This window comes from Paenibacillus hubeiensis (genome assembly GCF_032334105.1).
Taxonomy (GTDB): domain Bacteria; phylum Bacillota; class Bacilli; order Paenibacillales; family Paenibacillaceae; genus Paenibacillus; species Paenibacillus hubeiensis.
The window spans coordinates 40,606-66,852 of the sequence record NZ_JAVYAE020000015.1; the positions used below are offsets into that span (position 1 = coordinate 40,606).

Genomic DNA, 26,247 nt, shown 5'->3' on the forward strand with positions numbered 1-26,247 from the left:
TTATTAGCCGCCAAGCTTGTATCCGGAAGTTAAAGCCACAACAACGGAAGCTACGATGATTGCATTGATGACAAGGCGAGAATATTTGATGTTTTCAAATTTTTTCATGGATTGAACCTCCCTTCCTTGGAATCGGATGGCAGAACCATTCCGTTTATGCCTGACGTGCTTCGGGAGCCTTGGCTTTCTTCCGGTTCTTGTCCACCATCATGTGCTGAATAAACAGGAAGATGCCCAAGTTCATGACCACATCGCCGATGCTGATGACCTGGGTGCGCGGATAGGGACTGGACAAGGGGATAATGTCACCAAGGAAAGATAGCCGGGTAGAGGCATCCATCGCAAAATGTTTGGAGACCGCACCCCCTTGCTGCAATAAATCCACATAGTACGGACCCAGTACCTCAGAAGCCTCCACTGAAACGGGCATCCGACCGCCATTCGCCGCCATGACGGCAAAATTGAGAAATACCCCGATCCAGATCAATGTAAACCCCGGATACTTCCTATTCATCCAGAGGAAAACGAGACCGGTGACATACACGGCTCCAAACAAGTAACCATTAATAGAAGCAACCCAAGTCCACTTCTCCTGTACGTAAAAAATCAGAAACTGGCCAAGCAGCAATAACGGGAAAATCCAGCCGCCTTTCAACTTTAACGTTGAAAATTGGGCAAGACCATGGCGAAATCCGCCCCGAAACAGCCCGACGATCACACCGATCAAAATCCCATCGTATACCATGGAAAACTCCTGTTCTTGCAGATATGTGTAAGTAAATGCGTGTTTATGTATCTATGTTATTCGACCTCGTATTGGTAATTCCTTCATGATTTTGGACGATTCGATAAAAAAATTGTTAACCTCTGGAGAAAGATCAAAAAACCGCATTCGTGAGCCTTCGCGACTAGTCGCTGCAGGTTCATGAATGCGGTATGGTTCGTAATTATTCCGATTCGCCGTTCAGGTAATTGAAAAACGGCTGATCCACCCAGAAGTCGTATCCGGAAATATCGGCATCCGGGGCAAGCTTGCGGAACCCATCGCGAATCGTTGGCGCCTGCTCTTTTAGGGAGAAGGATTGCGCGTAATAATGGCCAAGCGCGATTTTGGTATTGGAAATAACCGGGTAACCGTCAATGGCGGTTGGCGAGTAATACAGCGGCTGCCACCAGGAAGCATGAATCAGCGGGGACGTGCCGTCACTGTTCTTTTTGGCATATTTTGCAACGATGTCGTTAAATCGGGCTTTGTCTGCCGCATTGTTGAACTCGAATTGAATGTCGTATTCTTTGGCATAAGCGATATAATTGCCGTTTTCGATTTGCGTTACTTTATAATCCGGGGTTTCTTTCGGCTCGCCCCATTCCTTCAAATAAATGAATGCCGATGTTTTCGGCTGGAACTGTATGTCTGCATCGATGCCTTCGCTGCGCAGCAGGCCGATCAGCTGTGCGGCATGTTTGATGTCGTCATGACCATACGTCAATGTCAGCTCATCGATGAAATTCGAATTAAAACGTTCGTCCTTCAGGTTGTAACCTGTGACGAGATTGTCGCGCAATGCCTGATGGACGATCTTCCTCAGCTCAGGCGCATCGATCAGATCAGCCGTGCGGTATGCGGCATACAGTTTGGAGTAAATATCCGGGTCGCCGGCTCTTCCGATTTCATTTTTGTATTGTCCCAGACTGGTCAGCACCTGTCCAAGCAATACATTGGCGAAATCCTTGCTTGCTGCCCCGCCTTTGCGCAACGCAGGGTACAGGCTTGCTGGCAACAGCCCCGTATCGATGGCAGCGGCCAGCTCCTGAGCGGCTTGTCCTTGGACGCGATTTTTGGAAATGCCCGCTTTGGCCAGCGCATTCTTCACCTTTGCTTCAGGGTACGTATAAGCGAGCTCCTTGAAGCCGGCTGCTTTGACGGCAAGGTATACTGCGGCATAAGTGCCGAGCGTATCGTCTGCCCGAACTTCGGTAGAAGTGAGAATGCCTGCGTTAAACAGCGAAGCTGCGGCATCATAGACGTCGTCGCCGGCCTTCAGGTCGGTAAACGAAGCCGCCTGATCTGCGGCAGCATCAGCCTCAGCGGTTTGGGTGATGGCGGCAACGGCTTGAATAAAGTCGCCCTTCGTGATCTGTGCCGGCAGCCGCACGCCATACTTGGCTTGCAGGAATTGGGCGTAATCAGCGGCGCTTTCGGCATGCGTTGCCGCTGTTGATGATGCTGGGGCCGAAGCTTGCCCCGGCGTGGACGCCGTTGCAGCGGATGCCGGAGTGAGGGGCAGGCCAATGCTGCCGATCGTAATCGGGGCCGCAAGCAGTGCGGCGAGTGTGGCGCGAGTCATTTTTTTCAAAGGAAATGCCTCCTTAAAGGAAATATGTATTGAAAGTTTGGATGAAAAGCATTAAAATTCTGACAAATCCTATCCGAATTTAAAGATTGGAATGAATTTAGCACGGTGAAGCGGAGGATGTCAACGAAAAAAACAAAGATATCATTGTCGTTCAAAGTTGCCGCAATGAAGGATGTCACATTAAGCCATTTAAAAGAGTGTATACGGTTAAAGTTTTATTGACAAGGATCGACATTATCCGATAGGATGATAACAAAAGAATGTGGAAAAGGGGAAGTTTAAAAATGAAAAGAGGTTTATCGTTCGTCTTATCCATCGTTATGGTCGCTATTTTGCTGGCTGCTTGCGGAAATTCGGCCTCTAAAGACGAACAATCCGCGCAAGGTGGCGATTCCGGAAAATCGCTCCGCATGGCGCTGGTGCTTCCCGAAAAAATCGGGGTTAACCCGTTCTTCGTACAAATGGATGAAGGTTTCAAAAAAGCGGGCGAAGAGTTCAAGGTAGATACGAAAACGATCGAATCGACAGACCCGGCTGCGTTTGAACAAAATTTGCGTGCCGCTGTTGCCGAGAATTACGACTTGATCATTACCGCTACGTTCCAAGCGGAAGATGCCCTGAAAAAAGTGGCTGCCGAAAATCCGGACAAGCAATTCGCGATCGTGGACACAACGGTAGACCTGCCTAACGTGCGCAGCGTCGGTTTCCGCGAGTACGAAGGGGCTTACCTGCTCGGCGCTGCAGCCGGATTGTCCACCAAAACGGATAAAGTCGGCATGATCGCAGCGGTAGACGTGCCTCTGATCAAGAAATATACAGAAGGTTTCAAAGCAGGTCTGGAATCCGTTAACCCGGATGCCGAGTTCCTGGTAAACTATGTCGGCGGCTTCAATGACCCGGCCAAAGCTAAAGAATTGGCGTTGGTTCAATTCGGCAAAGGTGCCGACTTCATCGCCGGCGCATCGGCTGTAGGCGATCTGGGCGTGTTCGAAGCAGCGAAGGAAAAAGGATTCTACACTTCCGGACAGGATACGGACCGTACTGTTGAAGATCCGGAACACATCGTTTTGTCCCAGTTGAAATCCACGGATACCGTTGCTTATCAAACCGTCAAGGATTTTGTGGAGGGCAGCTTCAAGGCTGGCGCGGTAAACTACGGCCTGAAGGAAGATGGCGTTGGCCTGACTTTCGTTACGCGTGACAGCGAATCCCCGCTGAGCGATTTCGTGGGACAAGAAGTGATCGACAAAGTAAAAGCGATCAAGGATGATATCGTATCCGGCAAAATCGTCGTCAAAGATCCACTGCAACAGTAAGATTGAAGTGTCGATTATGGAGTGATTGACATGTTGATCAGCCGGCTGCCCAATCAGGCAGCCGGTTTTGCTGCTATTATCATGTCCGAGACCGAGGGGAGCGAATGAGGGAAATGCTGTTGGAGATGGAACAGATTACGAAGAAATACGGCGAATTCACGGCCAACCGGGACATCCGTTTTACGCTGCGCGAAGGGGAGATCCATGCCCTTGTAGGCGAGAACGGTGCCGGAAAAACAACGTTGATGCGTATGCTCTACGGTATGGAGCAGCCTACATCGGGAACGATCCGCGTCCGTGGGAAAGAGGTGAGCTTTGCCACCCCTTCGCAGGCTATGGCCTGCGGCATCGGCATGGTACACCAGCATTTCATGCTGTTTCCATCCTTTACGGTTGCCGAGAATATCGTCATCGGGCGCGAGCCTTTATCGGCCGGGGTGTTTGACCGCAAGCAGGCGGCTGCGCAGGTGAACGAGCTCGGCAAGAAGTACGGGATGCCGGTCGATCCGTGGAAAAAGGTAGCCGAATGTCCCCTTGGCATGCAGCAGCGCGTGGAGATTCTGAAGGTGCTGCATCAAGGTGCGGACATCATCATTCTGGACGAGCCTTCTGCCGTATTGACGCCGCTTGAAGTGAAGGAATTGCTGGCAAACATGAAATCGCTCGCCAGATTGGGCAAAACGTTTGTCCTGATCACCCACAAGCTGCAGGAAGTGATGGATGTGGCGGACCGGATCACGGTGCTCCGCGACGGTCAGGTCACGGGCACATTGGATGCGAAGGATACCGACGTGGAGGAGCTTTCCCGTCTCATGGTAGGGCGCGAGCTTGTACGCATGGACAAACAGCCGTCCGTTCCGGCCGAAGCCGTGCTTCGGGTGGAAGGCGTCAATTTGTCCGGTGCCAAGGACCGCTCGCCACTGAAAAACATTCAGCTTGAGGTTCGCAAGGGCGAAGTCGTCGGTGTGGCGGGCATTTCCGGCAACGGACAGTCCGAGCTGATTCAGGTGATTGCAGGGCTGCGCAAGGCGGACAGCGGGCGCGTGCTGCTGTCCGGACAGGATACGACGAGCTGGCCGGTACGGCGCATCCGCGAGCAGGGTCTGGCGCATATTCCGGAAGACCGCTACATGTGGGGAGCGGCGAAGGATGCCAGCGTACGCGAGAATGGATTGATGGGCCATCATTACCGCCTGCAATCCCGCGGCCTGATCAAAGCCAAGGCAGCCCGGGCGATGGTGGAAGGTTGGATTAAGCAGTTCGGCATCAAAACGGGATCGGCTGACACCAAGGCACAGTTTTTGTCTGGCGGTAATTTGCAAAAGCTGATTGCGGCGCGCGAATTCGCTCAGGACACGCCGTTTCTGATCGCCGCCGAGCCTACCCGCGGCGTCGACATCGGCGCGATGGAAACCATCCATGCCGAGTTATTGCGCAAACGCAATGAGGGAGCCGGCATTTTGCTTGTCTCTTCGGAATTGACTGAAATATTGCAGCTGTCCGACCGCATCGTCATCATGTACGAAGGCGAGATCGCCGGCGAACTGAACGCGGCGGATGCGACGGAAGAACAGATCAGCTTGTTAATGGCAGGAGGGAAAGAGCGGGTATGAATCGGTTAAAAGACTCACTTCGCGGGCTTGTGCAGCCCCTGCTTGCCGTATTGATCGGCTTGCTGGCCGGCGCAATCGCGATTCTCGTCGTTGGCGGTAACGTCATCGAAACCTATGGGGAAATGTGGAAGGGGGCCTTCGGGAACTTCTATTTCTTCACCAACACGCTGGCCCGATCCACGCCGATCATTCTGGCGGGCTTGGGCGTCGCGCTGGCTTTCCGTGCCGGATTTTTCAACATGGGTGCCGAGGGGCAGATGATTCTGGGCGGACTCAGCGCAGCGCTTACGGCGCTCTACCTTCCGGGACCAGGCTGGTTCGTATGTATTGCCGCGATCGTCGCAGGCATTCTGGCAGGCGGGATATGGTCCCTGCTGGCAGGCTGGCTGGATGCGCGGTTCGGCATGAATCTGCTCATTACCACACTGCTGCTCAACTATATTGCGATCTGGTTCGGGGGATATATGGTATCTTACCCGTTCAAGGACCGCACCGGCTCCGCCGCCATGGCGCAGACGCCGATGATCGACCAGAGCGTCTGGCTGCCGAAGCTGTTTCAGGGCATGAGTTTGCATGCCGGCTTCATTATTGCCATCGTGGCGGCAGTTCTGATCTATTTCTTTACGTATAAAACGGTGACCGGATACGAGATCCGCATGCTCGGCAGCAACCCGTCCTTTGCGACGTATGGCGGGGTTCGCCGCATTCGCATCATGATGCTGTCCATGATTATCAGCGGCGGACTCGCCGGACTGGCGGGTGCAGGAGAGGTTCTTGGCACGCAGTACCGCTTCCTGGACGGCTCTCTGTCTTCGGCCAGTTATGCCTGGAGCGGCATCATGGCGACCTTGCTGGCCCGCTCGCATCCGCTTGGAACGGCCGTAGCGGCCATCTTGCTCGCTGCTCTGCAGACGGGAGCGATGGGCATGGAGCGCAACACGGATGTGCCGCTGGAAGTCGGCAGCGTAATTCAAGCCGTGCTGACCCTGTTCGTGTCGGCGCAGATCGGTTATTCATTCCTGAAGCGGAGAAAGGAGAAGAAATCCAATGCAGCAACTGTTTGATGCAGCCTTGTTTGGCTCGACCCTGCGGATCCTGACTCCCATTCTGCTTGCGGCGCTTGGCGGGGCCTTGTGTTCCCGTGTCGGACTGTTCAACGTCGGACTGGAAGGACTCGTGCTGATCGGCGCTTTCTCTGCGATCGTGGGAAACTACCTGTTCGGCAACGTATTGCTGGCCGTGCTGTTCTCCATCGTGATCGTCATGTTGTTTTCGGCCTTATTCGCATTCATCAGCATCAATCTCAAGGCGAATGCCATCGTTGTCGGCATTTCGCTCAACTTTTTGGCGACAGGGCTGACGACCTTTGCGCTCCGCGCGATTTTCGACGTAAAAGGCGCATATTACGATAAGGACATGCAGGGACTTCCGAAATGGGACATTCCGCTGATCAAGGACATCCCCTGGGTCGGGGACGTGTTCTCTGGCCACAGTCCGCTCGTGTATTTGGGGATCGTGCTTGTCATTGCGCTCCAGTTCTATCTGTTCAAAAGCGTCTCCGGATTCCGCTTGCGCTCGGTCGGCGAAAATCCGATTGCTGCGCAAAGCATCGGCATCAAGGTGCGCGGCATTCAATACGGCGCCGTCCTGATGTGCGGCGTGCTGTGCGCGTTGGCGGGAGCGCAATTGTCGCTGGGCCAGGTGACGATGTTCACCGAAGGCATGACGGCTGGACGCGGATTCATCGCGCTCGTGGCGACGATGCTCGGGCAGGCGAACCCGCTTGGCGTATTGGGCTCCAGCGTGCTGTTCGGCTTCATGGAAGCTTTGAGCATTCGTTTGCAGGGCTTCTCCCTGCCAACGCATTTCACGATGATGCTTCCGTATATCGTGACGCTGGTGGCCATGTTCTTTTTCAAAGATCGGACTTATGCGCAGGACGCGCAAAAAGCGGGCGGAAGCTCGCGTTAATCTGAATGCCCGCTGGCGAAATAACGTCGGCGCGCCAATCGAGCAAGGGAGGAAAGCAAATTGCATAACAAGGCTGAACGTCTGAAAAAAACGAAGGCCCCGGCGTCGAAGGCCGGTTCAGTATATGGCGACCGCCTGCCCCCAGGGCAGGTGTTGACGGAAAAATTCCCGATCCTGCACGAAGGAGAAGTACCGGAATACGACCTGTCCACCTGGGATCTGAAAGTGTTTGGCGAAGTGTGGGAGGAGAGGGTTTTCTCCTTCGCCGAGCTGCAGGCGATGCCGCAGGTGAACACGGTCAGCGACATCCACTGCGTAACGCGCTGGTCCAAGTTTGATACGTCCTGGGAAGGCATCCGCTTCTCGGATTTCGTGAAGATTCTCGGCGTCAAGCCGGAAGCGAAATATGTGATGGTCCACGCCGACCATGATTATGAGACGAATGTGCCTTTGGAGGAACTGATGCACGATGACGTGCTGCTCGCCTTCAAATATAACGGCGAGCCGCTGACGCCGAAGCATGGATATCCCCTGCGCCTCGTCGTGCCGCAGCTCTATTTCTGGAAGAGCGCGAAATGGATTCGCGGTTTGGAATTTATGACGGAGGACCGCAATGGCTTCTGGGAGAGCAACGGTTTCCACCATTTTGCCGATCCGTTCAAAGAACAGCGCTTTTCGGGCGAGGATTTGCCGATTCCGGAAGACGAATGGACGAAAAAGGAGTTTGATTGACATGTTGATGCCGATTTTGCAGATTCATTCGGAGGATATCCCCGCTTACGCCATCGTGTGCGGCGATCCGGCCCGTGCGGAGAAAATCTCCCGCAAACTGGACGGAGCCAAGGAGCTGGCATTCAGCCGCGAATATCGTACGTTTGTAGGTGATTACGAGGGTGTGAGGCTGGCTGTGGTCAGCCATGGCGTAGGTTGTCCAGGAGCCGCAGTGTGCTTCGAGGAATTGATTCGCGCCGGCGTAACGACGCTGATCCGGGTCGGCACGGCCGGTTCGTATACGGCCGACTATCCGGCTGGCAGCGTCATCGTCAGCACGGCGGCGGTTCGTACGGACGGTTTGACGCGTCAGCTCGTGCCCGACGGTTTCCCCGCCGTTGCAAACCTGGATGTGACCCGAGCGCTGCTCGCGGCTGCGGAAGCCGGAGAAGGCGAGCAAGGGAAGCTCGGCGTAGGCATTACGGTGACGCTGGACGCGTTTTTTACGGGCGTGGAGGAAATTCCCCACCGCAAATATAAACAAGCGGGAGCCTTGGCGGCCGAAATGGAGATTGCAGCGCTCTACATCGTGAGCACCCTGCGCGGTGCGCGCGCCGGAGCGATCGTGGCGATCGACGGCTTTGCGGACAGCGACCTGGCTGCCGAATATGACCCGCATACGGATGCGGTATCCAAGGCCGTGGAGCGCGAGATTGATGCCGCGCTGCGTGCGCTTGCGTCGCTCGCCCGCCAGGACAAGAAGTAGTACAGTGCAGGCTGGCAGGAACAAGAAGCGTCCTTGAAATAAGCATTCTGGTTGCCGATGAACGGCATTCAGAGTGCTTTTTTTATGGCCTATAGCTCCAGTTTGAAGAAAAATTGCTGTATACTGGGGGCTAGATCGAAACAGGATTAATAGAAAAGTTTGGAATGTAAAAGGAGGATCATTAGGATCATGTCTATGGGCTGGGCTGAATTTCGGGAAATTCCGTTTGAATACAATGATCAGGTGAAGCAGATCGATGAACAGCTGTTAAGGCTGGTGGCGGCAAGAAAAAGCATTACGGGGGCTGCTTACCATCATCCGGATCAGAAAACCATTGATGAGTGGGTGGAGCGACTGGACATGAAGGAGGAGGACATTCGCCATGTTCTCCGCAGTGTACAGCCAATGCCCAAACGACCGTTTGTCCCCCAGGAGGAAACCAAACTGACGGGTGTGCTTCCGATTATGAAACAAACGACGCAGGACGGCTGCGATTATGTGATTACACATGCCATGCAATATGATCATGAAAGCATTGTGCATCTCGACATTCACCACCGGGAGCCCAAGGCAGAGCATGTCTTTCTCAAACCGCAATTGATGCTGGAGGTCACCAGCGCTCAGGGTGAACACATGGTTCTTCGAGAAGGCAGTCGTGGTAGCGGTAGCGATGCTCAGCTTAGCTACCGGGTTGTGCCTGCACTCCCACCTTCGTTGGAGCAGGTGAAATTTTCGCTTGTTCCGGCAGTTCACGAACTGGAGATCAAGATGGAGGAAGTCATCCTGGACAAGCATGTAGACTTTAAATAGCGTGGATGAAATAAAACGTATTACATCTAGCGGGAGCTGTAAGGCAGGGAGACTGATCCATACGTTTTTAGGTTGTGAAGTGCAGGCAAATATCGATTTGCCTCTCTGCATTTTTTTCAGGCAGGCGTTATGCATTTTTCGAATGATGGCGTTCAAATTGGGTAAATTACTTAAGAAGCATTACACCCATAACGAAGAGGAGGAGTCCATCATGAAGCAAAACAACCAGCCTCAGGACGAGGCCGAAATCCGCAACAAGCTGGACGAGGATGGGGATTCCCTGATGGAAAAGAAAAAGATTCTGAACGGAGTGGACATTGAGCCGCAGGCAGACGCTTGGGCGGCAAAACCATCACCGGTAGCATTTGACGAAGCGGATACAACGTCCAAAAAATAGCGGAAACAACGATGTTTATTCAAACGCAAACGAAGCGGACACCCGATCGGGTGCCCGCTTTTGGCATCGTCTTATTCATTCAATCTGTCTGCGGCAAGTGGTTGTTTGGCTTCGTCTGCTCTCTTGCAGAAAGAAGAATACCTCCGGAGGCATTGGAAAAGGTCGATAATCATATGTAATCCAGTTCCAGTAGTTTGCTCTGCAACATGGAACGAATTTCCTCGTCTACATTGGGCAGGAGCTTCTCCAAGTGCTTGATAAATTTGCTCCGCAATTCTTCCCTTTTGACGTCGGCCCACTGGTAATATTCCATTTCGAGCAGGTCTCCCCTGTACAGCTCCAACAGTTCCCGGACATTGCCGCTTTCCGACTCCAGCAAGGACTCCAGACGAGTCATGTCGCTGCTGATCCAATGCGCATGCATCCAATAGCGTTCGTCGCCGAATTCCACTTTGTTGACGAACCCTTCCGATTTCAAAAGGCTCCGCAAGTTATACAACGTCGTATGAAGCAAGGCCTGCGCACGCTCGACGTCGATATTCGGCCAGAGATCATCCAGCAGGTGATAACGATAAACCGGTTTTCCCCGTTGGAACCACAGGTAGGCGAAAAGCTCCTTTGTCTTTTTGGTTCGCCACGTGATCAGCTTGCCGCCGGAATTGTACAGTTCCAGTCCGCCGAGTACTTTGAGCTGAAGCTGTTTGGTTTGCCCGACGGACTCCTGGACTGCGGAGGCTTTTGATTCGTCGCGTCTTTGCCGCAAACGGGTGTAACGCTGCAATGTTTCCTGCAGACGATCTTTCGCAACGGGCTTAAGCAAATAATCGATGGCGCGGGCATCAAATGCCTGTACCGCGTACTGCTGATAAGCCGTCACGAAAACGATCTCTGCATCCGGACACAGGAGAGATAACTGCCTGCCCGCGTCCAGACCGTTGATCCCGGGCATTTCAATATCGAGAAAAATGATGTCCGGCTGTACGGTTGCAGCACAGGCCAGTGCGTCCGCTGCCAGCTGGCATTTGCGGACGACCTGAACGCCGCCGATTTCGTTCAGCAAAATTTCCAACACATCCAGGGCGATTTTTTCATCATCAACCAGCATTGCTTTCAACATTTCTTACCTCCGGTACAGTAAGCTTAACCCGTGTTCCCTTCCCTTGCACACTGCTGATTTCAAGCCTTAAATTGTACAACATCTGCAGGCGGCGATTCACGTTCCGAAAACCGATGCCTGAAGCCTGATCGCGTTCCAGCATCTCCAGCTGAACACTGCTCATGCCAACGCCGTCATCTTCAACGACGATTTCCGTGATGCCGTTCCGGTTATGCGCAGAGATCAACAACGTACCGCCTTCGGGTTTTGGCCCGATGCCGTGGCGAACGGCATTTTCCACAATCGGCTGCAGCGTGAGAGGGGGGATCAGGCACTTCAAATTCTCTTCAAGCTCATAATGAATATTCAATCTCTCGCCGAACCTGAGATTTTCAATGGCAACATAAGCTTGTACCAGTTCCAGTTCACGTTCGAAGGTAATCGGTTCGCTATGAAAAACAAACGTAAACTTGGAGCGGAGGTACGTCGTCAGGTGATAGATCGTTTCTCTAAGCCTGATGGGGTCGGTGTAACTCAACCCTACGAGACTGTTCAAGCTGTTGTAAAGGAAGTGGGGCATAATCTGTGCCTGCAAGAAGTCCATTTCCCTGCGAACTGCCTGCTCGGAGGAATTTTTTAATTCCAGCAGGGAGCGGACCCTTGCTTTCAATTCCGCAAGCTCGAATGGCTTTTGCAAAATATCGTTGGCTCCCGCGTTCAACGAAGCCACGATATCGCCGGTCTGTCCCGAAGCGGTCAGCATCAGGACAGGAAGCTCGGCCAGGCCCTGTCTCTCGCGAATTTGGCGGCATACTTCGATTCCCGAAATACCCGTCAGCATCAGGTCCAATAAAACGATATCCGGTTTGGAGCCGTCACGCAGCACTTCAAGAGCCTCCTCGCCGCTGCCGACCGCGGTATAGGCGTACCCCAACGATGATATAACATCGACGAGCACTTTCATATTGGACAACTCGTCATCGACGATGAGCGCGTGAAAAGGCGCGAGGGGGCTGGGATGCAGCATGTCGTTCATCGTTTCCGCGTCCACCGTCAAGGAGACGGTCGGTGCCGTGGCCGAGGCTTCAGACTGTTTGTCTAACGGAAGGGTAAACGTGAACCGGGTACCTTGTCCCAGCTGCGATGCTACCTCCAGGCGACCGCCTTGCAGCTCGATCAGCTGTTTGGAAATGCTAAGGCCGAGCCCGAGGCCCCCTGAAGTATCGTCCTGAAAGCTGTCCTTGTACTGATTATAGGGCTGCAGGATGTTATCCAGCTCTTCGGCAGGGATGCCTGGTCCCGTATCGGTGATGGATATAGCCATCTCCTCTTCAAGACATTCCACGGATACGGTCACCGTCCCCCGTTTCGTGAATTTCAGCCCGTTTTCGATCAGGTTGTGCAAAATTTGCTTCAATCGATTTTCGTCGGCATAGACCAGGGGAAGCGCATCAGGCAGCTTGTTGACCAGACGAACTTCTTTGTTGATCGGCGCGATCGAAAGGGTCTCCAAGACGAAATGAATGGAAGTGCCCACGTTGACGGGGGTCGGATGGATCACGAATTGGCCATGCCTGATCCGATTCAGATCCAGAATGTCATTGACGATCCCCGACAGCCTTCGGCCCATCAGATGGAGAAGCATGATGTTCTCGCGGTGATCTTCCTGCAGCGGGTGTTCCGTACTGTCGAGGAGCGATTGGGACAGGTTGACGATGCCGTGCAACGGCGTCCGCAGTTCATGGGATGTTTTGGCCAAAAACTCATCCTTCTGACGGTCGTAAATCAATAGTCTTTCTGCAAGGCTTTCGCTCCGTAAAAAGTTGTCCTGCAGCCGGTCGGAGATGAGCAGGGCCTGGGATAATAAAAGAAGCAGCGGCGTCCCTACCATGAAATAGGGATTGTCCAGAGCAAACAAGTATCGCAGCTCCCCGAAAATCCAGTAGACCGCAAGAAAGAAACAACCGAGAAGCAGATGATGGCGATCGTTAATGCCTTTTCTTCTCCCCCGGAAAATGGCTCTTACGATTAGAAAAAACACAAATATCTGTATCGGTATTCCAAGCGCCAGGGAAAACGGAAGATAATCGTTGGGAAGCACGAGCAAAATGACCGTAAGAACGATCGCGCATGACCCGAGCCATTTAAACAAAAAGAAGTTGGTCTCGTCGGTGTATGAATGCACGTAACTTGCAAAAAAATAAAATGAAGCGATCGGCAGCAAAAACAGCAATCTCTGCAGAAAAGGAAAAGACATATCCGGAAAGATGATTAGCGCCAGAATTTCGTTGTCGATACTGATAAAAAGACCTGTCGCCAGACAAAACAGGCAGAAATGCATCAGGTAGCGTTCCTTGCCCCATTGCCTGAACATGCCCGCATAATAAAGACCGAATGAAAACAGCATGGCAATGATGGCCATATCGGCGAGCCTTGCCCCATCAACGCGTTTGCCAATCTGGGTAGCCAAGCCGAACTCGGGTGTCTGAACCATGCCGCCGCCCAGGTTGTTGAACGCAGCCGTTTGCACGATGATTTCGTTTACGCCTTTGTTCAATTGAAATGTGCGAAAATAGGGCGTGTTGCTTGGTACGAAGTGTTCCGAAGTCATCGAGGGTTTCCCGCTGCCTCCCATTTCCTGGCCGTTAATGAAGAAGCGCGATGAGATGCGGATTTTTTTGGCGCGAAGTCCGTACATTCCGTCTTCGGGCACTTCAACGAGCAAACGATAGGTTCCAGCCCCTTGGTTGTTGGGATTGGCCGAGGAGAGCGCATTGGTTTTTTCATTCGGGACATTCTTCAGCTTGCGGATCTTGGACAGACTGCCGTCGTCCTCGGCAAAATCCACAGGAGTCAGCAGCCGGTTCGCATAATACTCCCATTCCCCGCGCAGCGGCAAGTAGCCGTCCGCTTCGAAGTTCCATTGACGGGCGTCAAACACCCCGTTTTTGGCCTCGACTTCCTTCATCGGTGGCACTAACCATTGATAAAGGCTAACTACCGTGATCAGCAAAAAAATGCCGATCATAAGCGGTAGTGCAATTTCCCGTTTCGGTTTCATTTACGTCAATCCCCGTTATGTTTTTCCATGGTACTTGTATGATTTTCGTCATCATTCGAGCACTTCCTTCATTTTTATACAAAAAATGAAGGTTTGGAATAGGTAAGTGTCGATTTTTCGGATCATTTCATCAGAAGGTAACGTTTTTATGGTGTTATGACACGTCTGGGCACCTTGCCAACCGGTAATGTATAATCATGGAAACGAGTGGCGAGGTGGCATTAGTTTATGGACAAGCTCTTGATTCGACGTGCCAGGGTTAAAGATTATATCGGCATTTCCGCGTTAATGGATGAGTTGCATGAACAACACGTCAAAGGGAGACCGGATATCTATCGGGCCCTTCAGCCCCGCTTGGAGCCGGGCGAGTATGAGGAGTGGCTCGAAAAGGATACCCGATACCTATTCGTTGCTGAGGATCTTGAAGCGGGGGAGATCGTCGGATTTGCCAGCGCCCAATGGCAGCAGATCCGGAACCTGAATGTGCTGCTTGACCGGGATATGCTGTATATCAACGAAGTTGTCGTGGATCGAAAGTGGCAGGGAAAAGGCGTCGGGCAGCGAATCATGACAGAACTGATCGAACTGGGCAAGGAGCTTCAGGCAGACAGCGTGGAGTTGACGGTATCGTCGTTCAACGAGGGAGCGCAGACTTTTTACGAGAAACTTGGTTTCGCCGTCCGCAGCAGCAGAATGGAATATATTTTGCGAGCGTAAGCCCCTCATGAAGAAATGATGAACAATTGATGGCGAGAAGAAATAGGGCTTGAATACCCCTACGGGGTATGTTATTCTGAATTCAGAAATTATTTGAAAAGGGGTGTTCATGATGGAACATCAGAGCCATCCCCATGAAGAGATGGAAACGGCGGTAACCGCAGCGGGGCAAGAAGGTTCGCTGCCGGAAACGCAGGCAAATGCCTGTCATACGCCGGGACCTGACGGGAAACCGGTTCGCAAGAGCCATCATTCCCAGGAGATGAAGAGCAATCTCATTTCCCGCTTGAACCGCGTGGAGGGGCAGATTCGCGGGATCAAAGGGCTGATTGAGAAGGATACGTATTGCGACGATGTGCTTACGCAAATCGCTGCAGCGCAATCCGCATTGAGCTCGGTCGGCAAGCTGCTGTTGGAAGGGCATATGAAGAGCTGCATCGTCGAACGCATTCAGGCCGGAGAGCATGAGGTTGTAGACGAATTGCTTGTTACGGTCAGAAAGCTCATGAAATGATGAATATATACTAAGGAGGAATGAACGATGTCCAACATCACATTGAACGTTGCAGGCATGTCTTGCAACCATTGCGTCAAATCCGTAGAGGAAGCCGTTAAAAGTGTAGGAGCGAAAGGCCAGGTTGATCTGGCAGCGGGAACCGTTGCTGTGGAATACGACGAGCAAAGCGTGAGCGTGGAACAAATTAAGGCAGCGATTGAAGATCAAGGTTATGACGTAGCCTAAGATAAGCAATAAGCGATCGTATTGGGTTTAAGCGCAGCTTCCCTTAAGAGAGTCGGAAGCGGGCGTTTAAGCCCGGATTTCGGCTTGTTTTATACCCCTTAGGGGTATTTTCGGAATAGGGAAAGGAGACTGTGTTATGGTTAAATCATCGACAACGGCAAGCGATCAAGATTCGAATGCGTTGACGTCTCCGGTTGGAGTACAGACCACGCTGCAGATTACCGGCATGACTTGCGCGGCTTGTTCGAGCCGGATCGAAAAGGGATTGTCCCGGATGGAGGGCGTGAATCAGGCCAACGTGAATTTGGCCACGGAGCAAGCGACGATTTCGTATGATCCGAAAATGGTGGACGTCTCCAGCTTGCGCGATAAGGTAGAGGCACTGGGTTATGGCACCGCCTCGGAATCGCTGGACCTGAACATCACGGGCATGACCTGCGCCGCTTGTTCAGCCCGCATCGAGAAAGGATTGTCCCGCTTGCCCGGCGTATCGCGGGCGAACGTCAATCTTGCGCTGGAGACGGCGCATGTGGAATATGCCGCCGGCACGTTGAAGCCGTCCGACATCATGGCCAAGATCAAACACCTCGGTTATGGCGCTGAAGTGCAGCAGGGCGAGCAAGAACACCAGTCTGTCCGCGAACGCGAATTGCAGCGCAAAAAGTGGAAATGGATCGTTTCTGCCCTGCTGTCCATTCCTTTGCTCTGGGCGATGGTCGGTCATTTCTCATTTACGTCCTGGATCTGGGTGCCCGATTTGTTCATGAACCCTTGGTTCCAGCTGCTGCTGGCAGCACCGGTACAATTCGTGATCGGCTGGCAGTTCTATGTCGGAGCGTATAAAGCACTGCGGGGCGGCAGCGCGAACATGGATGTACTCGTTGCGCTGGGAACGAGCGCAGCTTTTTTCTACAGTTTATATCTGACCCTAAGCAGTGGATACGGGACTCAGCCGGCTATGGACCATGGCGGAATGGGTACGGCGGTCGCCGTCCCTTCGGTTGAACTGTATTATGAGACGAGCGCCATTCTGATTACGTTAATTTTGCTCGGCAAATGGTTTGAAGCGGTCGCCAAAGGACGCTCCTCTCAAGCGATCAAAAGCCTGATCGAGCTTGCTCCGCGCGAAGCGCGGGTGATTCGCGACGGCAAGGAAGTTGTCATTCCCTCCGCTTATGTTGCCGTTGGCGATCTGGTGATCGTCAAGCCGGGCGACAGCATCCCGGTCGACGGCGTGGTGGAAGAGGGACGTTCGTCGGTCGACGAGTCCATGCTGAGCGGGGAGAGCTTGCCGGTCGACAAACAACCGGGCGATCCGGTTACGGGTGCCACGCTGAACAAAAATGGCGTATTGCGGCTGCGGGCCACTCGGGTCGGATCGGATACGGCACTCTCGCAAATCATCAAAGTCGTTGAGCAGGCACAAGGCTCCAAAGCGCCGATCCAACGCATTGCGGACGTAATATCAGGCATATTCGTGCCGATCGTTGTCGGCATTGCGGCGTTGACGCTGCTGATTTGGTATTTCTTCGTCAGTCCCGGAGATTTTGCGGGTTCGCTGGAAAAAGCCATTGCCGTTCTGGTTATTGCCTGCCCCTGCGCCCTTGGGCTTGCCACGCCGACGTCCGTCATGGCCGGTTCGGGACGGGCAGCGGAGTTCGGCATCCTGTTTAAGGGAGGCGAATACCTGGAAACCGCGCAGCAGATTCAAACGGTCGTGCTGGACAAAACGGGCACGGTTACCGAGGGTAAACCGGTGCTGACGGACGTGGTTGCTGCCGGGGACTGGCACGAGCCAGAGCTGTTGGAACTGGTAGGCGCCGCGGAGCAAGGATCCGAGCATCCTTTGGCGGAAGCCATTGTAGAAGGAATCCGGGGCAAGGGCTTGGAACCTGGCCAAGCGGAACAATTTGAAAACATACCCGGATACGGTATACATGCAGTGGCAGGTGGCCGGCAGGTGCTGGTGGGGACCCGCCGTTTGCTTGCCGATGCTCAGGTGAACGTGCCGGAGCAGGCCCTGCAGCGTATGCACGAGCTTGAAGAGCAAGGGCGCACGGCAATGCTTGTTGCGGTGGACGGTCAATGGGCAGGCATCGTTGCCGTTGCGGATACGATCAAGGAAACGTCCCGTGAGGCCGTTGGTCGTCTGCATGCGATGGGGATTGATGTCATTATGATTACGGGCGACAACGAGCGTACCGCCCGCGCCGTGGCGGCACAAGCGGGCATCAAGCACATTCTCGCCGAAGTCCTGCCTGAGGGCAAGGCTGCGGAAGTGAAGAAGCTGCAGGAAAGCGGCCGCAAGGTCGCCATGGTCGGCGATGGCATCAATGATGCGCCTGCGCTTGCTACGGCCGATATCGGCATGGCGATCGGAACGGGGACGGATGTAGCGATGGAAGCGGCCGACATCACGCTGATGCGCGGCGATCTGAACAGCATCGCCGACGCGATCGAGATGAGCCGCCGCACGATGGGCAACATTAAACAGAACTTGTTCTGGGCGCTCGGGTACAACGTGCTGGGCATCCCGATCGCTGCGGCCGGTTTCTTGGCTCCTTGGCTGGCCGGAGCAGCAATGGCATTCAGTTCGGTATCGGTCGTGCTGAACGCGTTGCGCTTGCAGCGTATGAAGCTCCAGCGGCGTGCCGGGTAACGTCGCGGTGGTTCTTTTGGCTTGATGAATACAGAAACCTGAAATAGATGTGAGCACTTTGCACGGCCCGCCAAGGCGGGGCGTGCATTTTCATCTGTTCTAAAGGTTAAAATGCCAGACAGATGATCTCCGTTTTTTAATGAAAATGCTAGTGTGTATTTCTGCATCTTTCAGAAAACCGGGTTGACAATACAGACAACTCCATTTAAAATTTTAAACGACTGTTTGATTCAAACGATTGTTTAAATCAATGTAAAACTAAATATCCGATGGAGGACAAACTTTATGCTGCGAGCTTTACGCGCTCTTTTAAAGAAACCGCCAGTCATTATCGGCATTGTGACGGCGTTGATGTTCCAAGTCATTTTCAGCGTGATCTGGATGACGGCTTACTCCGGCGTCAATGATCGAACGAAAGAACTGACGGTAGCCATCGTCAATGAGGACGGCACGCAATCCCAAGGGATTGCAGACAGCTTGGCCCAAACGCTTCCTTTTCACACCGTGGCCAATCTGAGCAGCGCCGAGGCGCTGGACCAACTGGAGCATCATAAGGTGCACATGGTGCTTGACATCCCGGCCGGATTCAACGAGGTGCTTCAAACGCCGGGCTCCACGGCACAGATCAAGTACACGCTTAACGAAGCAAACCCGGTTACGATCAAAAGCATGATGCAAGGCGTTTCCCAAAGCGTGACCAACACGATCAACAAACAGGCATCTGCACAAGGCGTTCAAGCGGTATTGACCGCTTCCGGCGCACCTGCCGACCAAGCGGCTTCGGCAGCCGCTTCGTTGACTTCCCGCGTGGAGGGAACAACGACATCCATCAATCAGGTGAACGGCATGAATAACCAAATGGTGCCGATGATGATGGTGCTGGCTTCCTATGTGGGAGCAATGATCATGGGAATGAACGTGCAAGGAGCCATGGGCATGCTGGCAGCGATGCATTCGCGCCTGTCGCTGTTCGGGGCAAGAGTGATCATTAACATCGGATCCGCGCTGCTTGTATCCCTTGTTGGTTCCTCTCTGATCGTGGCCCTCGGGGGACAATTCGAACAAGGCTTTATCGCGTTCTGGATGTTCCAGGCATTGTTCCTGTGCACATTTATGTTCTTCTCCCAATTTTTCCTGATCCTGTTCGGACCGGCAGGAAGTGTGTTCAACATTATCTCGCTGTCCCTGCAGCTGGTGTCTTCCGGCGCGATGGTGCCGCGTGAACTGCTGAACGGGTTCTACAGCGGTCTGGGACAATATTTACCAGCCACATATGCGGTACAGGGCATTCTGAGCGTTCAGCTCGGCGGTCCCGGAGCACAGGCGGCCGCAGGAACGATTGCGATCATTCTGGTCGTTGCGGTGGCGCTGTCCTTGCTGGCGACGTTGCTCAAAAAAGGCCGTATGCCTGAAGTAGCGCCAAACCCGGCACCGGTTAACGGTTAAGAAAAATGAAGGCTTGCGACGCAGATGCAGATACCCTCATCGCTGCGATCGACCGAACACCCCGATGGAATTCATCGGGGTGTTCGCCTGTTCTGGAGTGTTGGCTTTGCGGAAACGGCACATGACATGCCTTGCACTTTTTGACACAAACTTTCATAATAACAGGTAGAGATCAGGCATGCAGTCCGAGCGTGCCGGGCGCTTGAATAGAACGGACAAGGGGAGAGAACGGAATGACGGAACCGGAATTGGATATCAAAACGAGGATTTTGGTGGCAGCGAAGAAGCTCTTTGCCCAGCAGGGATATGACGGGACGAGCGTGCGGCAGATCTGCGACGAGGCGGGAGCGAATATTTCGCTCGTTTCGTATCATTTTGGCGGCAAAGAGAAAGTGTTTGAAGCGCTGTTCGAACGTTATTTCCTGATCCGTATTCCGGATGATTTGGATGAGATCATTCAGTCCATGTCACCAGCCGAGGGGGTAAGTCTCGTCATCGGCGAGATTGTCAGGTTCACCCTGTCGGACCGGGACATGAGTGATATCGTGCAATTGGAGATGGCGCTGCGGACCAACCGCGCCGCTTCCGTCATTCGTTTCCTGGAGCCGATCTGGACCAAGCTGACCGAATTGTTGGAAAGAGGCAAGGAGCAGGGAGTATTCCGCATCGAGTCGGCCACATATGGCATGCTTCAGGTATTAAGCGTGGCGCTTGCCCACAAAAGGGCCCATAACACACGATTTATGCTGGACTACCCGAATGTCGATCCGGAGAAGCTAGTGGAACAGACCGTCGAGTTTGTATTACGAGGATTGGGAGTGAATGATCATGAACAACGAAACCATTGAATTGATGATGAAGCACCGCTCCGTGCGGAAATACAAGCCTGATCCGGTTAGCGAGGAACAATTGGCCGCCATCGTTTCGGCGGGTCAAATGGCTTCTACCTCCAGCAATGTGCAGGCTTACACGGTTATTGCGGTTACCGACAAAGACCAGAAGGCGAAGCTGGCCGAGCTTGCGGGCAACCAGGCTTACATTGATCAATGCCCTGTTTTCCTGGTGTGGTGCGCGGATTTGTATCGTCTCAAGCAAGCCGCAGTTCAACATGCGCCGGAGAAAGAATCGTTCGAAGATAGCATGGAAAATTTCATGGTAGCGACGATCGACGTGGCCCTTGCTTCCCAGAACGCAGCGCTTGCGGCGGAGTCGCTCGGATTCGGAATTGTATATATCGGCGGTCTTCGTACGCGGATCAGCGAAGTTTCAGAACTGCTGGGATTGCCTGAAGGCGTATACCCTGTGTATGGCATGTGCATCGGCGTAGCGGATCAAGATACGGGCATTCGCCCAAGACTGCCGCTGCAGGCGGTGCTGCACCATGGCCGCTACCAGGCTGAACAGACGCTGCAAGGCATGAAAGAGTACGATGAAACATTTGCAGCATATATGCAGGAGCGCACCCAAGGCGAGCGTTCGACGACATGGTCCGAAATGATGGCGAAACGTCTTACGGAGCCGGCAAGGCTGCAAATGAAGACATATCTTGAAGGCAAAGGGTTTATAAAACGGTGAAAAACTGCCGCAAGTTGCTCGTTGCGCAGATTCGGGCAGCGAACGCGAGTGAGATATCGTTCAGTAGGAAACCTGTTTGGATAGAGGATGAGATGTAACAAAGACACTGCACATAGCATCCGCATAATAAAGAAGCCAGTCCTCGTGAACTGGCTTCTTTTGCGTAGAAGATATGACCTGCTCTAGTGGCTTGGATCATCCAATTAGGGGTCCTTGTTCAGGGTAAACGATAGAAGCGCTTCGTATTTTCGTAGAAAATGCGTACTGCCGCCTCCGGCTTCGTTCCCGTAATCTCGCACCACGCCTGAACGACGCGGCTTGTCATGGCTGGATGCGTCATCCTGCCTGCAAAAGGGCCCTCGAACGGCCAGGGCCCGTCCGTCTCGGCCATGATCTGTCCTGGAGGATACACCCTTGCCAGTGCTTGAATCTCCTCTTCGTATACGATATCCGGCGTGAACGAGACGTAGTATCCGTTGTCCGCCATTCGCCGAATCGTTTCCGGCGAGCCTTTGAACCAATGGAAGTGAGCCTTGTTTACTTGGTACTGCTCCAGCAGGTCGCAAGCCACATCGGCATCTTCATACACGGCATGCAGCACGATCGGTTTGTCGTGCTTTTTGGCGAGCCGAACGAAACGTTCGAGCAGCAAAACGTAGCCGGATTGGTCCCAAGGTTTCCCTGCTTGCTCCGCCTCCTGGCGGCTGTAATAGGGAAGCCCTACTTCGCCGATGGCAACGGCCTGATCGATGCGGCGCTCGATCCAGTCGAACAGCTGCTCCGCTTCCGACGGCGAAGGTAGAGGCTGCTCCGGGTGGAATCCGATGGCCGGAAAGACGGCATGCGGATGTCTGGCCGCCAGGTCCATCGTAGCCTGCGAGGAGGCAAGGTGCATGGAGACGGCGATGACCGCTTCAACCTGGTGCGAAGGCAAGGAGCGAAGCATGTCCTGCTGTTCGGCCGGGGTGTATTGATCCAGATGAAGATGGGCATCGATGAAGGGGACATGGGTTGGCATTTTCATGGAGAGACGCTCCTTCTGCATGATTTAAGCCCGCTATCTCAGGATAGGCGGGCCTTCTTTTGTTCTTGCTTCATCCACTCGGAGATTTGCCGTTTGCGCTCCAGGAATGCCGGCAGATCGGAGATCGTTTCTTGACGGGGCCGCTCAAAAGGAACATGGACTTCGTGCATCACCGTTGCGGGCCGATTCGAGAGCACGTAGACGCGATCGGCGAGCAGCAGCGCTTCTTCGATATTATGGGTGATGAGCAGCACCGAGCGGCGGTTCAGCTCCCATATGTCGAGCAGCCAGCGCTGCATGTCGCTGCGCGTCAAGGCGTCGAGCGCGCTGAACGGCTCGTCGAGCAGCATCAGCTCCTGGGGACTGAGCAGCGCCCGCAGGAACGCGGCGCGCTGCTGCATTCCGCCGGACAGCATGTGCGGGTATGCCTGCTCGAAGCCGCCGAGGCCGACGCTCTCCAGCCATTGGCGCGCTTCGGCAAGCGCGGTTTGCCGCGGCTGGGCCGATGGAGTCACTTCGCCCGCAAGCAGCACGTTCTCTTCGATGGTGCGCCACGGGAAGAGCGCAGGTTGCTGCGGCATGTAGCTGATCTTGCCGCGCTGGCCGGTCACGTTCTCGCCGTTCATCCAGATCTCTCCCTGCTGCGGCTTCAGCAGCCCGCCGATGATATGGAACAGGGTGCTTTTGCCGCAGCCGGACGGTCCGACGAGTGCCACGAATTCGCCTTGCCCCACAGTCAGGGAAATATCGTTAAGCACCGGCAGCTTGCTTCGCCGCTCGCGGAAGGAGGCGTGCACGTTCCTGACGTTGAGCGCAGGCGCCGTTGCCGATGCCGATGTCGGTGCCGTGCCGTCAGAGTGAGCCGCTCCCGTTTCGCTTGCCTGCATAGCTGGGGCAGCCGCTGGTGTTGCCGGAGAACCGGTATGATTCATGTCGTATTCACTTCCTTGGTTCAATGTCGGGTTAGCGCTTCTGCGGCCGCCATTTAACGAGCAGCTTCTCCAGCAAGGCAATGAGCAGGAAGAGCAGCAGGCTCAGCGCCACGATGATCATGATGGCGACGAATAATCGATCTGTCCGGTAAGCGGACTTCTGCAGCATCATGTAATAACCGATGCCCTTGTCGGCGCCGATCCATTCTGCGATGATGGCGCCCATAACGCTGTATGTGGCGGCAATCTTCACGCCGGAGAAGATGGAGGGCAGCGCATGCGGCAGCTCCAGCTTCCAGAAGATGTGGCGGCGCGATGCACCGGCCATGCGCATGTAATTCATCATGGCTGCATCCGTGCGCGTTAACCCGTCCATGGCCGCTACGGCGACCGGGAAGAAACAGACGAGAACGATCGTGATCAGCTTGGGCAGCAGCCCGAAGCCGAACCAGATCAGCAGGAGCGGAGCCAGCGCGATGGTGGGTATGTTTTGACTTAAAATAAGCAAAGGGTATAACGCCTGTTTGAGCAAAGGAATAAGATGCAGCACCATCGCGATCAGCAATCCGACGGCTGTGCCGGCAGCGAAGCCGATCAGGGTAAGTTGGATGGTAGCCCAAGCATGCATGCCGAGGCGATCGGCTTGAGATGCCGCTTCGCGGGCGATGTCCGAGGGTGCGGGAAGCATCCACTTTTCAATATGGAACAGGGATACGGCTCCCTGCCATAACGCGATAAAGAGAATAACCGCCACGAAGGGCGGCCATACGCTTTTCCAGTATGAATTCATTAGCGATATTTCTCCGTGAGGGCGTCCATGCTGAACCCGTCAGGGCTATGGGCAATTTTGATCTGGGAAATGATGCTTGGGCTGCCAGCCTCCACGAGTGCTTCGTGCATTTTGCGCACGATCTGCAGCAGCTCCTCAAGTTCGCCTTCCATGGTCGTTTCCAGCGGGTTTACTTGATATTTGACGCCGGATTGTTGAATGACTTCGATCGCGCGATCGACGTAAGGATAAGAGTTTTCGCCGTTCGGCGTTTTGGGAATCACTTGTATGCTAAGCAGTGTGCTGGCCATGTCCATTCACGGCTCCTTCCGATTTCGTTATATAGTTCTCGTTATTGTGGTAAAAATTCGTTCGTATACGCTTTGGAAACGTCGACTTGCTGGTCGAGCAGTTTTTTGCTGAACATCCAGTCCGCGTAATTTTGCCAAACTTCCTGTTTCTGTTCGCCCCAACGTGCGGCATCGTCCTGATATTTCGGGCTGAGCCACTTCTGGCTGGCGAGTACTAAATCCTTGTCGAGGTCCGGAACGGCCTTCAGCAAAATGTTGGCAGCCTCCTCCGGGTGATCAATCGCATATTGATATCCTTCGGATGTCGCTTTCATGAACGCTTTAACCAGCTCCGGATCATTCTGAATCGTCGTTTCGTTGGTTACGAGCACAGGCGTGTAATAGTCGAGCGCTTCGGAGTAATCCTTGACGTACAGCATGTCGATCGGTTCATTCCGCAGCTGTGCTTCAATCCCGGTCCACGCATAGAAGATCCAGGCAAAGTCGATGTCGCGTTTCACGGCAGTGAAGAAATCGGCATCGCCCATATTGATGTTTTTCACCTTGGAGACGTCGGCGCCTTCGCCTTCCATAATCGATTGCATGACGGCTTCTTCTACCGGAGAGCCCCAGCCTCCATACGATTTGCCTTCAAAGTCTTTGGGCGATTTGATATTCCGGTCCACCGGAGCGGCAAAGCCGGACGTGTTGTGCTGAATGACCGCGGCGATGGATACGAGCGGTACGTTTTGCGTGCGTGCTTGGGTTACGCTCTCCTGGTAACTGACGCCAAAAGGGACCTCGTTCGAGGCTACCATCGTGTCCGCTCCGCCTGCGCCAGGCTGCACGATTTCGACGTTAAGTCCCTCGGCTTTGTAAAAGCCTTGATCCACCGCAGCGTACAGGCCGGTATGGTTCGTATTCGGCGTCCAATCGAGCACCACCTTAACGTCTTTCAGTGCGGCATTGCCGCCTTCGCTTGCCTTTTCCGTGCTGCTGCCGTTCTCGCCGGCAGGTGCCGCTTCCTTGCCGCCGCATGCGGCAACGGTTACGAGGGTGATGCACAAGAGCATCAGGCCCATCATTTTGCGCCATTTCATTTCTTTTTCTCTCCTTCATATTGTCCGGCCATCGGCACGGGTACTCCTTGGCTTCATGTCCACAACATCTGATTAAGAATGCCATATCAGGGGAATTGCATCGCGGTCCACACGTTCTGATATTAACAAAAAAGCGCCCCGTTATTCGGGACGCATGCAGGCGTTAGAGAATGGCCACCAGCCTTGGGGCTGTGCCTTGGTCAATATACTCCGATTCCTACGCTGGCATGATCCAGATCAGGTCTAAGGGTCAGTATCTTATGGGATACACTCTCAGCCGGCCAATTCCGACACCCCTGGGAAGCTATGAAGTTACGGGCGTTGCTATCACAGTAATTATAGGCAAGAGTCCGGATTGTGTCCAGTAAGGAATTGGAGGGACGACCGGGATTACCGTTGGAAAAATTCAATCCATTCTTTTTCAGGTCCATAGATGAAGAAGTAACGATATCCGTTCGGCAAGGTTACAATCTCCCCATCGATGAACTCTGCATCCGTTGCCTGAATGCGCCGGTATTCCGCTTCGATGTCCTCCACATGGATGGCAAAGTGGTGCACCGTTCCTTCGGATGGCAGCTTGTCGCTATACCCCTGAATCAGCTCGATCTCGGTCTCGTCGCTCCCGTTAAAACCGAGAAATGCCAGCTGAATGACACCGTTGGTGTGAGTCAACCGTCCCTTCAGTTCCAGACCGACAATCTCGGTATAGAAGCGGAGCGTTGTTTCCAGATCGCGAACGGAGATTCCGACGTGGTCGACGCGTTTTTGAAAAGCCATATGAACATACCTCCCGGGGCAGATAATTCGCCATTAGCATTTTAGAAATAGAATAGATGTGAAAATCCAAGCTGTCAAGTTGGAATTGGGGGCGGCGGTTGAACACGCTTACGCAAAA

The 26,247-nt window shown here is 53.7% G+C and carries 25 protein-coding genes and 1 riboswitch; of the genes, 15 read left to right on the forward strand and 10 right to left on the reverse strand.

All coding sequences use genetic code 11. The features are described 5' to 3' along the window. Positions 1 to 154 precede the first annotated feature (154 nt). Both RSX24_RS26415 and RSX24_RS26420 read right to left on the reverse strand, forming a co-directional pair. Positions 155 to 745, reverse strand: coding sequence for a DUF5317 domain-containing protein (locus RSX24_RS26415; protein WP_236417686.1), 591 nt, complete (start codon positions 743 to 745; stop codon positions 155 to 157). A 202-nt stretch (positions 746 to 947) separates the two neighbouring features. Beyond that, positions 948 to 2,348 carry a hypothetical protein gene (locus tag RSX24_RS26420; protein WP_343262288.1) on the reverse strand — a complete coding sequence of 467 codons (1,401 nt, stop codon included), beginning with the start codon at positions 2,346 to 2,348 and terminating at the stop codon, positions 948 to 950. Positions 2,349 to 2,641: 293 nt separating this feature from the next. Between RSX24_RS26420 and RSX24_RS26425 the strand changes: the two genes are divergently transcribed. From RSX24_RS26425 to RSX24_RS26460, 8 genes are all read left to right on the forward strand, one after another. Then, entirely contained in the window at positions 2,642 to 3,673 is a 1,032-nt protein-coding gene (locus tag RSX24_RS26425; RefSeq protein ID WP_236417683.1) for a BMP family lipoprotein, read from the forward strand. Between the two features lie 113 nt (positions 3,674 to 3,786). Continuing rightward, a complete protein-coding gene (locus RSX24_RS26430) occupies positions 3,787 to 5,286 on the forward strand; it encodes an ABC transporter ATP-binding protein (protein ID WP_343262289.1) in 1,500 nt (499 codons plus the stop codon). Beyond that, positions 5,283 to 6,350, forward strand: a complete 1,068-nt coding sequence (locus RSX24_RS26435) for an ABC transporter permease (protein ID WP_236417680.1) — start codon at positions 5,283 to 5,285, stop codon at positions 6,348 to 6,350. Before RSX24_RS26430 ends, RSX24_RS26435 begins: the two co-directional genes overlap by 4 nt. Then, positions 6,334 to 7,257: an ABC transporter permease gene (locus RSX24_RS26440; RefSeq protein WP_343262241.1), complete on the forward strand. Its 924-nt coding sequence runs from the start codon at positions 6,334 to 6,336 to the stop codon at positions 7,255 to 7,257. The genes RSX24_RS26435 and RSX24_RS26440 overlap by 17 nt, the downstream gene beginning before the upstream one ends. Before the next feature lie 60 nt (positions 7,258 to 7,317). Beyond that, positions 7,318 to 7,989 (forward strand): sulfite oxidase-like oxidoreductase, encoded by a 672-nt coding sequence (locus RSX24_RS26445; protein ID WP_236417676.1) that lies wholly within the window; start codon positions 7,318 to 7,320, stop codon positions 7,987 to 7,989. A gap of 1 nt (position 7,990) precedes the next feature. Then, positions 7,991 to 8,734 carry a nucleoside phosphorylase gene (locus tag RSX24_RS26450; RefSeq protein WP_343262242.1) on the forward strand — a complete coding sequence of 248 codons (744 nt, stop codon included), beginning with the start codon at positions 7,991 to 7,993 and terminating at the stop codon, positions 8,732 to 8,734. Positions 8,735 to 8,923: 189 nt separating this feature from the next. Beyond that, entirely contained in the window at positions 8,924 to 9,544 is a 621-nt protein-coding gene (locus tag RSX24_RS26455) for a hypothetical protein (RefSeq protein WP_236417672.1), read from the forward strand. A gap of 211 nt (positions 9,545 to 9,755) precedes the next feature. Next, positions 9,756 to 9,941 carry a hypothetical protein gene (locus tag RSX24_RS26460; protein WP_236417670.1) on the forward strand — a complete coding sequence of 62 codons (186 nt, stop codon included), beginning with the start codon at positions 9,756 to 9,758 and terminating at the stop codon, positions 9,939 to 9,941. 169 nt (positions 9,942 to 10,110) lie between these two features. Here the strand turns inward: RSX24_RS26460 and RSX24_RS26465 are convergent, their stop codons facing one another. After that, entirely contained in the window at positions 10,111 to 11,058 is a 948-nt protein-coding gene (locus tag RSX24_RS26465) for a response regulator (RefSeq protein ID WP_343262243.1), read from the reverse strand. After that, positions 11,036 to 14,098, reverse strand: a complete 3,063-nt coding sequence (locus RSX24_RS26470) for a hybrid sensor histidine kinase/response regulator (RefSeq protein ID WP_343262244.1) — start codon at positions 14,096 to 14,098, stop codon at positions 11,036 to 11,038. The genes RSX24_RS26465 and RSX24_RS26470 overlap by 23 nt, the downstream gene beginning before the upstream one ends. Before the next feature lie 228 nt (positions 14,099 to 14,326). Between RSX24_RS26470 and RSX24_RS26475 the strand changes: the two genes are divergently transcribed. From RSX24_RS26475 to nfsA, 7 genes are all read left to right on the forward strand, one after another. After that, positions 14,327 to 14,815, forward strand: coding sequence for a GNAT family N-acetyltransferase (locus RSX24_RS26475; RefSeq protein ID WP_343262245.1), 489 nt, complete (start codon positions 14,327 to 14,329; stop codon positions 14,813 to 14,815). Between the two features lie 109 nt (positions 14,816 to 14,924). Then, complete coding sequence (locus RSX24_RS26480; RefSeq protein ID WP_438286889.1) at positions 14,925 to 15,329, forward strand: metal-sensitive transcriptional regulator; 405 nt, start codon at positions 14,925 to 14,927, stop codon at positions 15,327 to 15,329. 27 nt (positions 15,330 to 15,356) lie between these two features. Next, positions 15,357 to 15,557, forward strand: a complete 201-nt coding sequence (locus RSX24_RS26485) for a copper ion binding protein (protein WP_236417666.1) — start codon at positions 15,357 to 15,359, stop codon at positions 15,555 to 15,557. Positions 15,558 to 15,693: 136 nt separating this feature from the next. After that, positions 15,694 to 18,216 (forward strand): heavy metal translocating P-type ATPase, encoded by a 2,523-nt coding sequence (locus tag RSX24_RS26490; RefSeq protein ID WP_343262246.1) that lies wholly within the window; start codon positions 15,694 to 15,696, stop codon positions 18,214 to 18,216. Between the two features lie 285 nt (positions 18,217 to 18,501). Continuing rightward, on the forward strand, positions 18,502 to 19,662 hold the full coding sequence (locus RSX24_RS26495) for a YhgE/Pip domain-containing protein (protein WP_343262247.1): 1,161 nt from the start codon (positions 18,502 to 18,504) through the stop codon (positions 19,660 to 19,662). Positions 19,663 to 19,895: 233 nt separating this feature from the next. Continuing rightward, positions 19,896 to 20,510, forward strand: a complete 615-nt coding sequence (locus RSX24_RS26500; RefSeq protein ID WP_343262248.1) for a TetR family transcriptional regulator — start codon at positions 19,896 to 19,898, stop codon at positions 20,508 to 20,510. After that, positions 20,491 to 21,237 carry an oxygen-insensitive NADPH nitroreductase gene (gene nfsA / locus RSX24_RS26505; protein WP_236417660.1) on the forward strand — a complete coding sequence of 249 codons (747 nt, stop codon included), beginning with the start codon at positions 20,491 to 20,493 and terminating at the stop codon, positions 21,235 to 21,237. The genes RSX24_RS26500 and nfsA overlap by 20 nt, the downstream gene beginning before the upstream one ends. 217 nt (positions 21,238 to 21,454) lie before the next feature. On the opposite strand, the gene RSX24_RS26510 is transcribed toward nfsA, so the two are convergent. The 6 genes from RSX24_RS26510 to RSX24_RS26535 all read right to left on the reverse strand — a co-directional run bounded on the left by RSX24_RS26510 (position 21,455) and on the right by RSX24_RS26535 (position 26,129). Continuing rightward, complete coding sequence (locus tag RSX24_RS26510) at positions 21,455 to 22,261, reverse strand: TatD family hydrolase (protein WP_236417659.1); 807 nt, start codon at positions 22,259 to 22,261, stop codon at positions 21,455 to 21,457. Between the two features lie 38 nt (positions 22,262 to 22,299). Next, entirely contained in the window at positions 22,300 to 23,193 is an 894-nt protein-coding gene (locus tag RSX24_RS26515) for an ABC transporter ATP-binding protein (RefSeq protein WP_343262249.1), read from the reverse strand. 31 nt (positions 23,194 to 23,224) lie between these two features. Then, entirely contained in the window at positions 23,225 to 23,983 is a 759-nt protein-coding gene (locus RSX24_RS26520) for an ABC transporter permease (protein WP_236417657.1), read from the reverse strand. Further along, positions 23,983 to 24,273, reverse strand: coding sequence for an MTH1187 family thiamine-binding protein (locus tag RSX24_RS26525; RefSeq protein WP_236417656.1), 291 nt, complete (start codon positions 24,271 to 24,273; stop codon positions 23,983 to 23,985). Before RSX24_RS26525 ends, RSX24_RS26520 begins: the two co-directional genes overlap by 1 nt. A 41-nt stretch (positions 24,274 to 24,314) precedes the next feature. Further along, a complete protein-coding gene (locus RSX24_RS26530) occupies positions 24,315 to 25,352 on the reverse strand; it encodes an ABC transporter substrate-binding protein (protein ID WP_343262250.1) in 1,038 nt (345 codons plus the stop codon). Between the two features lie 196 nt (positions 25,353 to 25,548). After that, positions 25,549 to 25,660: riboswitch (TPP riboswitch) on the reverse strand. Positions 25,661 to 25,742: 82 nt separating this feature from the next. Next, positions 25,743 to 26,129 carry a VOC family protein gene (locus tag RSX24_RS26535; RefSeq protein ID WP_236417652.1) on the reverse strand — a complete coding sequence of 129 codons (387 nt, stop codon included), beginning with the start codon at positions 26,127 to 26,129 and terminating at the stop codon, positions 25,743 to 25,745. Positions 26,130 to 26,247 lie beyond the last annotated feature (118 nt).

What these genes read in the sequence shown, in the direction of transcription:
- RSX24_RS26415 (WP_236417686.1), bottom strand. Translation starts at nt 745, where the DNA reads ATGGTATACGATGGGATTTTGATCGGTGTGATCGTCGGGCTGTTTCGG.
- RSX24_RS26420 (WP_343262288.1), bottom strand. Translation starts at nt 2,348, where the DNA reads ATGACTCGCGCCACACTCGCCGCACTGCTTGCGGCCCCGATTACGATC.
- RSX24_RS26425 (WP_236417683.1), top strand. Translation starts at nt 2,642, where the DNA reads ATGAAAAGAGGTTTATCGTTCGTCTTATCCATCGTTATGGTCGCTATT.
- RSX24_RS26430 (WP_343262289.1), top strand. Translation starts at nt 3,787, where the DNA reads ATGCTGTTGGAGATGGAACAGATTACGAAGAAATACGGCGAATTCACG.
- RSX24_RS26435 (WP_236417680.1), top strand. Translation starts at nt 5,283, where the DNA reads ATGAATCGGTTAAAAGACTCACTTCGCGGGCTTGTGCAGCCCCTGCTT.
- RSX24_RS26440 (WP_343262241.1), top strand. Translation starts at nt 6,334, where the DNA reads ATGCAGCAACTGTTTGATGCAGCCTTGTTTGGCTCGACCCTGCGGATC.
- RSX24_RS26450 (WP_343262242.1), top strand. Translation starts at nt 7,991, where the DNA reads ATGTTGATGCCGATTTTGCAGATTCATTCGGAGGATATCCCCGCTTAC.
- RSX24_RS26455 (WP_236417672.1), top strand. Translation starts at nt 8,924, where the DNA reads ATGTCTATGGGCTGGGCTGAATTTCGGGAAATTCCGTTTGAATACAAT.
- RSX24_RS26460 (WP_236417670.1), top strand. Translation starts at nt 9,756, where the DNA reads ATGAAGCAAAACAACCAGCCTCAGGACGAGGCCGAAATCCGCAACAAG.
- RSX24_RS26465 (WP_343262243.1), bottom strand. Translation starts at nt 11,058, where the DNA reads ATGTTGAAAGCAATGCTGGTTGATGATGAAAAAATCGCCCTGGATGTG.
- RSX24_RS26470 (WP_343262244.1), bottom strand. Translation starts at nt 14,098, where the DNA reads ATGAAACCGAAACGGGAAATTGCACTACCGCTTATGATCGGCATTTTT.
- RSX24_RS26475 (WP_343262245.1), top strand. Translation starts at nt 14,327, where the DNA reads ATGGACAAGCTCTTGATTCGACGTGCCAGGGTTAAAGATTATATCGGC.
- RSX24_RS26480 (WP_438286889.1), top strand. Translation starts at nt 14,925, where the DNA reads ATGATGGAACATCAGAGCCATCCCCATGAAGAGATGGAAACGGCGGTA.
- RSX24_RS26485 (WP_236417666.1), top strand. Translation starts at nt 15,357, where the DNA reads ATGTCCAACATCACATTGAACGTTGCAGGCATGTCTTGCAACCATTGC.
- RSX24_RS26490 (WP_343262246.1), top strand. Translation starts at nt 15,694, where the DNA reads ATGGTTAAATCATCGACAACGGCAAGCGATCAAGATTCGAATGCGTTG.
- RSX24_RS26495 (WP_343262247.1), top strand. Translation starts at nt 18,502, where the DNA reads ATGCTGCGAGCTTTACGCGCTCTTTTAAAGAAACCGCCAGTCATTATC.
- RSX24_RS26500 (WP_343262248.1), top strand. Translation starts at nt 19,896, where the DNA reads ATGACGGAACCGGAATTGGATATCAAAACGAGGATTTTGGTGGCAGCG.
- nfsA (WP_236417660.1), top strand. Translation starts at nt 20,491, where the DNA reads ATGAACAACGAAACCATTGAATTGATGATGAAGCACCGCTCCGTGCGG.
- RSX24_RS26510 (WP_236417659.1), bottom strand. Translation starts at nt 22,261, where the DNA reads ATGAAAATGCCAACCCATGTCCCCTTCATCGATGCCCATCTTCATCTG.
- RSX24_RS26515 (WP_343262249.1), bottom strand. Translation starts at nt 23,193, where the DNA reads ATGAATCATACCGGTTCTCCGGCAACACCAGCGGCTGCCCCAGCTATG.
- RSX24_RS26520 (WP_236417657.1), bottom strand. Translation starts at nt 23,983, where the DNA reads ATGAATTCATACTGGAAAAGCGTATGGCCGCCCTTCGTGGCGGTTATT.
- RSX24_RS26525 (WP_236417656.1), bottom strand. Translation starts at nt 24,273, where the DNA reads ATGGCCAGCACACTGCTTAGCATACAAGTGATTCCCAAAACGCCGAAC.
- RSX24_RS26530 (WP_343262250.1), bottom strand. Translation starts at nt 25,352, where the DNA reads ATGAAATGGCGCAAAATGATGGGCCTGATGCTCTTGTGCATCACCCTC.
- RSX24_RS26535 (WP_236417652.1), bottom strand. Translation starts at nt 26,129, where the DNA reads ATGGCTTTTCAAAAACGCGTCGACCACGTCGGAATCTCCGTTCGCGAT.